Annotated in this window: 9 protein-coding genes; 4 read left to right on the top strand and 5 right to left on the bottom strand. The window is 69.2% G+C overall.

The window, feature by feature from the left end:
• Nucleotides 1–202 precede the first annotated feature (202 nt).
• The gene (locus O7607_RS03585) at nucleotides 203–4,894 is read left to right on the top strand and encodes a DEAD/DEAH box helicase (RefSeq protein WP_269700964.1); all 4,692 of its coding nucleotides are present in this window, start codon (nucleotides 203–205) and stop codon (nucleotides 4,892–4,894) included.
• Between the two features lie 139 nt (nucleotides 4,895–5,033).
• Nucleotides 5,034–5,948, top strand: coding sequence for a macro domain-containing protein (locus O7607_RS03580; RefSeq protein ID WP_269700963.1), 915 nt, complete (start codon nucleotides 5,034–5,036; stop codon nucleotides 5,946–5,948).
• Between the two features lie 232 nt (nucleotides 5,949–6,180).
• On the opposite strand, the gene O7607_RS03575 is transcribed toward O7607_RS03580, so the two are convergent.
• From O7607_RS03575 to O7607_RS03555, 5 genes are all read right to left on the bottom strand, one after another.
• Nucleotides 6,181–6,339 carry a hypothetical protein gene (locus O7607_RS03575; protein ID WP_269700961.1) on the bottom strand — a complete coding sequence of 53 codons (159 nt, stop codon included), beginning with the start codon at nucleotides 6,337–6,339 and terminating at the stop codon, nucleotides 6,181–6,183.
• Between the two features lie 92 nt (nucleotides 6,340–6,431).
• Nucleotides 6,432–7,211 (bottom strand): aminoglycoside adenylyltransferase domain-containing protein, encoded by a 780-nt coding sequence (locus O7607_RS03570; RefSeq protein ID WP_269700959.1) that lies wholly within the window; start codon nucleotides 7,209–7,211, stop codon nucleotides 6,432–6,434.
• A gap of 76 nt (nucleotides 7,212–7,287) precedes the next feature.
• Nucleotides 7,288–7,497 (bottom strand): hypothetical protein, encoded by a 210-nt coding sequence (locus tag O7607_RS03565; RefSeq protein WP_269700958.1) that lies wholly within the window; start codon nucleotides 7,495–7,497, stop codon nucleotides 7,288–7,290.
• A 45-nt stretch (nucleotides 7,498–7,542) separates the two neighbouring features.
• Nucleotides 7,543–8,031 (bottom strand): MarR family winged helix-turn-helix transcriptional regulator, encoded by a 489-nt coding sequence (locus O7607_RS03560; protein ID WP_269700957.1) that lies wholly within the window; start codon nucleotides 8,029–8,031, stop codon nucleotides 7,543–7,545.
• An 8-nt stretch (nucleotides 8,032–8,039) separates the two neighbouring features.
• A complete protein-coding gene (locus tag O7607_RS03555; RefSeq protein WP_269700956.1) occupies nucleotides 8,040–9,287 on the bottom strand; it encodes an FAD-dependent oxidoreductase in 1,248 nt (415 codons plus the stop codon).
• A gap of 92 nt (nucleotides 9,288–9,379) precedes the next feature.
• Between O7607_RS03555 and O7607_RS03550 the strand changes: the two genes are divergently transcribed.
• Both O7607_RS03550 and O7607_RS03545 read left to right on the top strand, forming a co-directional pair.
• Nucleotides 9,380–9,763, top strand: a complete 384-nt coding sequence (locus O7607_RS03550) for a PadR family transcriptional regulator (RefSeq protein ID WP_269700955.1) — start codon at nucleotides 9,380–9,382, stop codon at nucleotides 9,761–9,763.
• Nucleotides 9,760–10,656, top strand: a complete 897-nt coding sequence (locus O7607_RS03545; protein ID WP_269700953.1) for a hypothetical protein — start codon at nucleotides 9,760–9,762, stop codon at nucleotides 10,654–10,656. Before O7607_RS03550 ends, O7607_RS03545 begins: the two co-directional genes overlap by 4 nt.
• Nucleotides 10,657–10,743 lie beyond the last annotated feature (87 nt).

Genomic DNA, 10,743 nt, shown 5'->3' with positions numbered 1-10,743 from the left:
GAGCCGCCGTATCGTTCGTCATCGGCCGAGATTGTTGACGAAACTGCGGACGTTCAACGGTGTTGACGATGTTAACAGCGGTGCTACCGTGGGCGGGCGTTTGAGCACGAACATCCGGTCGAAGCGGGCATTCGAGGCTGCGAAGCTTTCAAGATCGTAGTCCGAAGTACGAGCCTGGCTTCTGCTGCCGTTCCTGCTTTGCGTGTTCGCTCTGTTCGGCTCGAGGCGGGATCTGATGAGTTCTTCCACTCCATCGCCATACGCGTCCGTCCGTGAGGCCGTCGAAGCGCTCACCGCCGTCGCGCTCCGGCACTACGAGATCGACCCCGGGATGGTTCAGGAGCACGCCAACGGCGAGCGACGCATCACCCAGGGCGGATACGGTGACCGTCAGCTCTACGAGCTCGTCCAGAACGGCGCCGACGAAATGCGAGGGATGTCGGACGGTGAGATCCGGGTGATTCTCACCGACTACTACCTCTACTGCGCCAACGGCGGTAACCCGATGACCCCCGCGGGGGCGGACACGATTCTGCGCATGGGCGTCTCCCGCAAACGAGGTGGGCAGATCGGCCGCTTCGGTGTGGGTGTCAAGTCCGTGCTCAGCGTCAGCGACACCCCTCAGTTCTTCAGTACCACCGGTTCTTTCGGCTTCGACCGGGCTTGGGCTGAACAGGCCATCCGGGCCGTGGTCCCCGGCGCCGTCGACATTCCCATCCTGCGAATGGGCAGAGTCCTGGACACGGCTCGGGAGGCCGAGTCCGATCCGATCCTCGCCGAGCTGCTCGAGTGGGCCGCCACCGTCGTACGGCTACCGCTGCTTCCCGGCAAGGCTGCCCGGCTCAGCCTCGACCTTCGTAGCTTCCCTGCCGAGTTCCAACTGTTCTCACCGCACGTCCGGTCGTTGATTCTCGAGGACCGCTCCGGCAATCGCATCCCGATGGTCCGGGAACTCTTCGTGCGCAGCGACGGCAGCCGCTTCACCCTCCAGAGCAGTGCCACCACGGGAAGGGACGAGACCACTCGCTGGCGGGTGTTCACCCGCACGTTTCATCCGTCCGCGACCGCCCAGCAGGGCGCCGGTGAACTGCACGACCGTCCGCAGATCGATGTGTCGTGGGCGGTGCCGGAGGACAAGGGGCGCGGTGAGCGGGGCACGTTCTGGGCGTTCTTCCCCACCAATTACGCAACCACGCTGCGCGGCCTGCTCAACGCTCCGTGGAAGACCAGCGAGGACCGGCAGAACCTGTACGACAACAATCCGTTCAACGAGGAGCTGATCGTGCAGGCGGCGCTTCTCGTCGTCGAGTCCCTGCCGGAACTCGTCGATGTCGCCGATCCTGGTTCCTACCTGACTCTGCTGCCCGGACGGGGTAGGGAGGCGCCGCAGTGGGCCGACGACCGGCTGACCAGGCAGGTCTGGAAGACGACCGCGGTGCGCCCGTCGCTGCCCGACCAGACGGGTGTGCTGCGCAGGCCCAACGAGCTCTCCATGCCTCCGGAGAACATCCCCGCTGCCCTGATGCAGCTGTGGGTCGGTTGCACCGGTCGTCCGACGGACTGGACCCACCCGTCGATCGAGCAGCGCGATCGCCGCGCCCGAGCGCGCCTGATCTTCGACAACGCCGACCTGAGCGAGGCGTCGATCGTGCGGTGGCTGCAGTCGTTGGTACGCGACGGCACCGCAGAGGCGTCCATCTGCGCGATCCGCATCCTTGCCGGATTGCACCGTGAGAACTCCGAGCACGCCGCGGACGCGCGAGCGGCCCGGATCGTGCTGACCGAGTCCCACGGCATGGTCTCCGTCGACCACCCCGGCCTGTATCAGCGCAGCGGCCTCGACGAACTCGCCGACGACCTGGTCTACGTCGATGCGGTCGTCACCGACGAGATCGGTCTGCGCAGTGACCTCAACGAATTGGGGGTCCGAGAGGCGACGCCGCTGGGCAAGCTCAGGGCGGTTCTGGACCGCGGCGTCGACGGATACGGCGAGAAGGACTGGGAGGCGTTGTGGGCCCTCGTTCGCCGGGTGACGCCCGAGGATGCGGCCGACGCGGTCCGCAAGGCCCTGCCCGACCCCCTGCACACGTTCCGGGTGCGCACCGTCGCGGGCCGGTTCCGACCCTTGGCGGAGTGCCTGCTGCCCGGGCGGGTGGTTCCCGTTGACGGCAGCCGTGACCGGGATCTGGCCGTCGACCTGCGCGTCCACGGCCTCGACCGGCCGACTCTGACGGCACTCGGGATGTCCGACGTACCCGACATGAGCGTCGACCCGCGCGAGGAGGACTGGTTCGGGGAATACCGCGAGTTCGCGCTCAAGCGTCTGAACGACAGCCTCGACAAGCACATTCGACTGCGGAAGATGTCGGCGCTCGAGGTCGACGGGACCACCCCGCCCGGCCCGCTCGGCGTTCTCGCCGAACTCAGCGACGAAGGCAAGGCACTGTTCGTCACACATCTGCCCGCTGGGCGACTGGTGCGCGACTGGACCGCTCGGGCCCACAGCAGCACGCTTCACATCCCGTCTCCGCTGGTGTGGATGGTCCGCCGGCACGGCAGGATCGACAGCAGTCAGGGATTGCTGCCCGTACCCATGACGGTCAATCCAGGTATGCAGGACTACGCCGACGTGTTGCCCGTGGCGAGCGTCGACAGCAACGTCGCCGACGTGCTCGGGCTGCCGTCCACCGTCGATCGGATCCCGGCCCCGCTGTGGCGCTACGTGGTGCAGACGGTCGAAAACTCCCAGGAGGACGCGGTACCCGGCAAGGCTTATGCACTCGTCCTGCGCTCGGGCGTCGAATGGCCCGGAGGCGGGACGCGGTGCCGCATCGGGGACACCTGGGGCACCCGTCCGGACGACCACATCTGCGTCACCGCGGACCGCGTCGAGTACGACACCCTCGTCATGGAAAGGGTCCCCGCACTGCTGGCACCCACTGTCGCCGACGTGGAGAACATGGTCGATACGTGGGGGATGCTGCGGTATGCCGACGCCGTCAGTATGGAGATCCGCACCGCCGAGGAGACCGAACCGGTCCCCGTCGTCACCGAGTTTTCGCACCTGGCCGTTCTGCGGAGCCGGCTCGCCAACGGCTGGTCCTACGTGGTGTGCGGCGAACTCGACGAGGTGAAGCGCACTCCCGCCGGTATGCGGACGACCCCGCTCGAGTCGGCGAACCGGGAGCGGGTGGTGTACGTGCGCCACCCCGCCGACGAGCGGCAGATCCTGCAGGCGGTCTCGAAGGAGCTCGACCTGCGACTGTCGCCCGCCGAGGTGCAGACGATCCTCGACATGCGGGAGGAGGCCAGGAACCAGGACATTCTCAAGCGGGTCCGCGCAACGGACGACGACATCGAGAAGATCCTGCTGCTCGTCGGCGCCGAACGGCTGCGACGAGGGCTCCCGGAGGGCCTGCTCGCCTGGGAGAAGGCGCAGAGGGGCGGAGTGATCGAGGATCTACGTGTCGCCGAACTCGCGTTGCACGCCCACGGTGACGCCATTCTGCGCCACCACCGGGGCGACCTGAAGCTGATCGACGAGAGTCTCAACCTGCCGTTCACGGGAGACACCAGATCCCGACAGAAGGTCGCCGACCTCGGGTTCGACGACCGATACGCGGGTACGAAGGAGGAGACCCCTCCGCCGCTGGAGACCGCCGAGGGACCGACTCCGTACTACCCGCTGCACGACTACCAGGAGGTACTCGCCTCCCGAATGTTGCAACTGCTGATGCAGAAGCAACCGATGCGCGGCATGCTCAGCCTCCCCACCGGTGCCGGCAAGACGCGTGTTGCTGCCGAGGCGGTCATCCGCTACCTCAAGACGTTCGGTGCCGACGGTCCGGGCCGGCCGATCCTGTGGATCGCCCAGTCGACCGAGCTGTGCGAGCAGGCCGTCCAGAGCTGGAAGTACGTCTGGGAGAAGAGCGGTCTCGGCGGCACCCGTCTCAGCATCAGCCGTTTCTGGAACAGTCGCGACGCGACCCAGATCACCGGCAACCCGCACCTGGTTGTCGCCACCGACGACCAGCTGACCGCCCGGCTGCACCAGCCCGCGTACCAGTGGTTGCGCGCGCCGTTGCTGGTGATCGTCGACGAGGCCCACGGATCGACCACCAAGGGCTACACCGCGCTGCTCGAACGGATGGGCATCACCCACCACCGTCTGTCACGGCCGCTGATCGGGCTGACCGCCACCCCGTTCCGCGGCAAGAGCACCGACGAGACGAAACGACTGATCACTCGTTACGGCAGCAACCGTCTCGACGAGGGAGCGCTGGGCGAGAACCCCTACGGCAGGCTGCAGGACATGGGCATCCTCGCCCGCACGGACCACGGTGTCCTCGAAGGTGGTGAGCTCGAGCTGACGTCTCAGGAACTCGGCATGATGTCCATGGGCCGAGGCACCCTCCCACCCGACGCCGAACGGCGTCTCGCCGAAGACCACTCACGGAACCGGACCCTGATCAACGCCCTGCTCGGCCTCGATCGGGAATGGCCGGTACTCGTCTTCGCCACCTCTGTCAACCACGCACGGTTCCTGGCCGCCGTTCTCAACGACAAGGGTGTGCGCTCCGCCTCAGTGGACTCGGAGACTCCGACGAAGCGGCGACAACAGGTCATCGAACAGTTCGGCAGGGGCAGGATCAGAGTCCTCACCAATTACGGCGTACTGCACCAAGGGTTCGACGCGCCGGCGACCCGCGTCGTTGTCGTGGCCCGACCGACTTACAGCCCGAACGTGTACCAACAGATGATTGGCCGCGGCCTACGTGGGCCACGCAACAACGGTACCGAGCGTTGCCTGATCCTCAACGTGAGAGACAACGTCGTGAACCATCAGCAACAGCTCGCCTTCACCGATTTCGAACAGATGTGGCGGAAGTCCTGATCCTCCCCCTCGGGCGACCGACAACCTCCCGTGACGTCCTCGGTGGTGCCGCCATCGGAACCCACTGATCGGAGACGTCGACGCTTCTGCTCGGCAGGAGCGGGCGCACGGCAAGCGGTCGTTCTGACACAATGGCACAGTGCCGGCCGTCACTGCCGTCCTCGGAGACATCACGACGCAGGCGGTGGACGCCGTCGTCAGCTCGGCGAACAGCGCCATGCGTGTGAGTGGCGGCGTGAACGGTGCCATCCATCGCCGCGGAGGGCCGACGATCCTGCGCGAATGCGTCCTCCGGTTCCCGAACGGCATCGCCCTCGGCGAGGCCGGCTGGACGACGGCAGGGGATCTGCCCGCCCGGGTGGTCATCCACACGGTCGGTCCGAACTACAGCGCCGGTCAACGCGACCCATCCCTCTTGGCAGCGTGCTACAGGCGGGTGTTGGAGGTCGCTGATGAGGTTGATGCGCGCAGCGTGGCGTTTCCGTTGCTCGGTGCGGGCAGGCACGGCTGGCCTCGTGCCGATGCCATCGCAGTGGCGATCGAAACCCTCGCCACTGCTCGGCCTCGCGTCGCCGAGGTGCGGCTCGTCGCGTCGGACGATGCCGTATACAGGCAGATCCGAGCTTCGCTCCTGCTTCGACTTCCGCCACTCGTCGGCGCCGACACCGTCGGCGCGCTGTTCGAGCGCGAGCCGACTCAGTACTCCCTGCGCGGTGATGCCTACCTGTGGCGGGAACTTCGCGCGCGTTTCGCAGACACGCCGCTGCCGGGCGACTGGTTCGAGTTGAGGACGCTCGTCACGGATGCCATCGAGGAGGTGGTCGGCGAGCGCTTCGACAACCGCGAATCAGCATCGTGGCACGACCCCGCAGCCGTGGTGTACGTCCCCGAGTTCGACCCGGGCCATGGTATGTCAGCCGGTGCCGTTCACGTGCCATGGTGGGTGCATACGGGAGTACCGATCCTGCTCGACCGCTACGAGGGGCGAACAGGATCCGATGCAACCGTCCGCGATCGGCGGGGAAAGCCGATGTCGTCGAACAGCGAGTGGTGATCGTCGACGGCGCGGCGGGCGGCGGCCACTGTCTCGTGCACCGTGCTGAGTTCCTCGATGATCCGCATGACGGTGTGCCCGCCGGCCGGATGGTCGAACAACCGCCGGACAAGGTCGACGTCGATGCCGGCGGTCAGCGTGAAGCCGTCTGCGCGAAGCGTCAGCCGCACGTAGAGGCGGATCTCAGACGGGTCGTCCGGGACCTCCACCGGGACGTGCGGCAGTCTGATCGTCAGGGCGTCGAACTGCAGGTGTCCGCCGAGGGGTGGCGGTCCACCCCGTCGTACGGGTCGAACAGCAGCCGGCTGCCCCAGACCAGCACCTCGTCGTCGGTGCCGTCGAACCGGCAGCGCACGCCGTCGGCGTCCGGCACGAAGAGGTCGTAGTTCAAGCGGATCTCGGTGAAGGTCTACTCGACGGTCCACGACGCCTCGGTCATGCTCCGCGGCAGAACAGCCATCGCCGAGCTCACCGTCTCGACCGTCATCGTGGGGAGCCTGCTTCCGTGCCGCGCTCCTCGGCCAGGATGGCGTCGCTGACCTCGTGCACGAACGCCTGGACCTCGTCGAACCGGCCGGGATCGCTGTCGTGGCCGGAGTCGTACCACCAGTCCCGTGCCCAGACGATGAGGTCCGCCCGTCGCGGGAGGGCGGCGATGGTCTGCTCGGCGGCCTGCCGCTTGGACAGTTGCCGGCCGTTGTGCAGCCGTTGGTAGGCCCGGCAGAGCGTGAGCACCGCGTACGACTGGGCTCCGGGTGGGGTCATCTCGAGGATCCAGGCCGGCCAGTCGCGGACGTGGTCCAGCAGGGCCGCGCGGACCAGGCCGGGGTCGGCGGCGGGCAGCAGCTCGTCGGCCGGCGGTCCCAGCAGCGGACGGCCGTAGTCGTGCACGGCGGCCCAGGTCACGACGCGGTGGGTGGTGGCGGGCAGCAGGTGCAACGACTCTCCGGGACTGATCCGGGCGATCAGGTGGTTCCGGCCGGGAACGGCGCGCACCGCGTCCAGTGACACGTATTCCACCTCGATCCGGCCGGCCCACCGCGGGTGCCGCCGGTCGAGGCCGGAGTGCAGGTCGGCGAGTACGTCGAGGAGCTTCTCGTCCGGGTCGTCGGTGAGGACCGCGAGCAGGTCGAGGTCGCTGCGGTTCACGTCGAAGTCGCCTGCCACGAACGAGCCGTGCAGGTACAGGCCCAGCAGCCGGTCGGCCAGCGTGCGGCGCCACGCCTCGCGGAGGTCGGAGAGAACCGTGTCGGGTGCGATCACCGGGTGATCATGCGCGGTGGGGCGCTGCGGGGCCACCGATAAAGCCGGCCCGCGAACCGGTGTACGCGCAACCGCCCTATGTGCTCGGCGGGTTGCGGTGCCGCTCGGCGATGCCCGACGCGGCCTGACGCTGCGCATCGTGCCGGTGCTGGTCCGCGCCGGCCCGGCGGACCGCGGCCGAGTCCTCGTCCGACGGGCTCCGCGCCCGGTCGCGCCGGGCGACGAAGACGACGAGCGCGAGCGCCACCAGCACGGCCACGGCGAGCGACACCAGCATCGTTCTCATGGCCTCGACGCTACGGCGTACGCGCCGGCTCCGGAGTCCCGCGGCTCAGGGACGGCTCGCTCCGGTGTCGTCGTGGCGGAGGGAGTCCAACTCGGCGAGGTACATCGCCTGCAGGCGGCCGTGGTGCCGGACCAGCAGCCGGACCTCCTCGGCGCTGTAGCCCTCGACGAGCCGTTCCGCCCGCTCGGCGAAACGCTCGTACGGCCGCTCCAGGTCGGCGATCCGCTCCGGGCGTATCGTGACGACGACCCGCCGCCGGTCCGCGGGATCGCGTTCGGTCGTCACGTATCCCGCCTGCTGGAGCCGGCGGAGCATGCTGGTGACCGCACCGGTGGTGAGGTTGGTCCGCTCGGCGATCTGCCCCGCGGTGGCGGAGCCGACGTCCGCCAGGTGGTCCAGGCATTCCAGGTCGCTCACGGCGAGGCCCAGCCGCTCCGCGACGGCGTACCGGAACACCATGGACAGCCGCGACGTCTCCCGCCCGGCGCGCATGAGGTCGGCGATCGCGGAGGCGCGGGCCGGATCGTCGGACATGGGGGCAATCATGCCTCCGGCACGGTGACCCGGTGCAGCCGAGGTAGCACGCGGGTCAGCACCCAGTGCGGTGCGGCGGCGCCGCCGGTGAGCCGGTGCATCAGCCGGCCGGCGGTGTCGACGGCGCGGAAGGCGTACGGCACCATCTCGTCCTGGTATGCGGCGATCGCCTCCTCCACCGGCGTGCCCTTCGTCCGAGCCTCGACCAGCTTGTGGCCGAGCAGGGCGGCGTCGCGCAGCGCCGTGTTGCCGCCGTGCGCGCCGAACGGTGGCATGACGTGTACGGCGTCGCCCATCATCGTCGCCCGCGGCACCGCCCACCGGCGCGGTCGCCGGCCGGTGGCGAACAGGTTGAGCACCGTGGCGTCCAGCTCGGCCGTGTCGACCAGCCGCCGGACGAGCGGGTGGAAGTCGATGCTCATCCGGGCCGCCAGGTGCCACAGCGCCCGCAGGTCCCCGCGGACGCGGTCGGGCACCTCGTCCCGGCGGAGCAGCAGCGCCCACATGACGTAGTCGTCGCCGGTGGGGGCGTAGCTGCCCGGGGCCAGGCGGGTGAACGCCTCCCGTGGGCTCTCGCCGAACCGCATGGAGGTGAAGAAGAAGGCGCTGCCGGGCCGGTCGGCGATGGCAAGGACCCCGCTGGTACGCAGCGCGTCGGGGATGACGCTCACGCCGTCACGCTGCAGCGGCGACCGGCCGTAGATGCCCGCCATCGGGGTGTCCGCCGGGTCGGCGTCCGGCATGAGCTGTGCGCGTAGCGCCGAGCCGACGCCGTCGGCGCCCACCACGACTGTCGCTGCGGCGGCGCTGCCGTCGGAGAACCGCAGCCGCAGCCCGGCCGGGCCGCCGCTGTCCACCGCGACGGCGGCCTTGCCGTAGTGGATGCGCCCGTCCAGCCCGGACTGGAGGATCGACCGCAGCGTCAGCCGGTCCACCTGACGGGTCTCGTGCGGGTCGTCCTTGAAGGTGATCGTGAAGGCGTCCCGCAGCCGTCTGTCGGTGAAGCGCAGGTGCCCGCCGGGCTCGTCGCCGGTGGCCAGCGCCAGGCGGTACAGCGGTCGGGGCAGGCTCTCGCGCAGTGCCGCCAGCCCGTACCGGTCGAGGATGATCCGGTAGCCCTGCCGCCGGACGAAGGGGCCGGGGTCCCGCTCGTAGACGTGTACGTCGATGCCGGCGCGCGTCAGGTACTGGGCGAGGCAGAGGCCGGAGAGCCCGGCGCCGGAGATCGCCACGGAGAAGCCAGTCGATATGCCCATCCAATTACCTTAATCATTAAGATGATTTGGGCAAGCGCCACTGTGAACAGTCATCTTGGACGGATACTCAAGTTGGTTGTATATTCGGCGGCATGGGATCGACTTCGCGTCCCGCGCTACGGGAACCGTCGTACTTCGTCCTCGCCGCCCTGCTCGGCGGTCCGCTCCACGGTTACGCCGTGATCAAGCGGGTGACCGAGCTGTCCGACGGGCGGGTGACCCTCGCCGCCGGATCGCTGTACTCGGTGATCGACCGGCTGCTCGGCGAGGGCCTCGTCACCGCGGACGGTGAGGAGATCGTCAACGGGCGTGCCCGTCGCTACTACCGGCTCACCGACGAGGGCTGCCGCGTACTCACCGAAGAGGCCGACCGGCTCGCCCAGGCCGCCCGGGTGGTCATGGACCGCCTGCCACGCCGGGTCGCATCGCAGGCAAGTGCCCGCCCACCTTCCACCGTGAGGATCAGACCCGCATGAATTCCGATGTCCTGGAGAAGCGCTACCGGATGCTGCTGCGGGCCTACCCGGCCGGCTACCGCCGCGAACGCGCCGACGAACTGCTCGACACGCTGATCGGCGACGAGCCCACCATCCGTCGCTGGCCCAGCGTCCGGGAGGCGGCCTCGCTCGTCCGGGGCGGCCTGAGGGTGTACGGCGGCAGCACCGCGCCCCGGCCCACCGCCGTGCTGCTCTGGCAGGGCGTCCACCTCGGTGCCGTCGCGGTGCTGGCACTGGGTGTGCTCATCGGCCTGGACGACATCCTCGAGGCCCTCCGGTACGGCGGGCTCTCGGACCCGCTGACCGTCCTGCGGAATCAGGGCGTCCACGAGGTGGTGCTGATCGCGGCGCTGGTGGCGCTCGTCGCGGGCCGTGCCCGTACCGCTGCCGTCCTGGCGGTGGCCGCGGCGGTGGTGCCGACCATGATCTCCCAGTACCTGTTCCTCAACGGCCTGCCGCAGTGGTGGGCGCCGGTTGTCGCCGCGCCGCTGATCGTGCTGGGCCTGCGGCGCCCGGCGGACGTGCCGCCGGCACCCCGGGCCAACGCCGTCCTGGTCACCGCCGGCATCCTCGCCCTGCACCTGATCCCGGCGGGCGGCCTCCGCATGGTCGACACGGGCCCGCGGATCGCCGCCGCCGCCATGGTGGTCGCCGGGGTGGCCGCCTTCCTGTGGGTGGCGACGGCCGACCAGCGGCTGCTGATCGCGGTCGTCCCCACCCTGCTGCTGGGCACGCTGCACCAGCTGGACAACTCCGGGATGACGGGGGAACTGCTGCGCCGGCCGGACGCCCTGCCGTCGCTGGTCGTCGCGGTCCTCATGGCTGTCGTCGCGATCGTGTCGACGCGGCAGCGGCAGCGCACCCGCGCCTGACGGCGGGCGGGCGGTCCGGTCACGGCCGGACCGCCCGGCGGAGAATCGAGTACCGACCGGCCGTCAACTCGGTTGTGTGCCGCTGCA

The organism is Micromonospora sp. WMMA1949, assembly GCF_027460145.1.
Taxonomy (GTDB): Bacteria; Actinomycetota; Actinomycetes; order Mycobacteriales; family Micromonosporaceae; genus Micromonospora.
The sequence above is the reverse complement of the archived record's forward strand: the minus strand, read 5'-3'. Positions and strand labels throughout refer to the sequence as shown.

Coding starts and splice junctions, on each gene's coding strand:
- O7607_RS03565 (WP_269700958.1), bottom strand. CDS start 7,497: ATGAGAACGATGCTGGTGTCGCTCGCCGTGGCCGTGCTGGTGGCGCTC.
- O7607_RS03560 (WP_269700957.1), bottom strand. CDS start 8,031: ATGTCCGACGATCCGGCCCGCGCCTCCGCGATCGCCGACCTCATGCGC.
- O7607_RS03555 (WP_269700956.1), bottom strand. CDS start 9,287: ATGGGCATATCGACTGGCTTCTCCGTGGCGATCTCCGGCGCCGGGCTC.
- O7607_RS03550 (WP_269700955.1), top strand. CDS start 9,380: ATGGGATCGACTTCGCGTCCCGCGCTACGGGAACCGTCGTACTTCGTC.
- O7607_RS03545 (WP_269700953.1), top strand. CDS start 9,760: ATGAATTCCGATGTCCTGGAGAAGCGCTACCGGATGCTGCTGCGGGCC.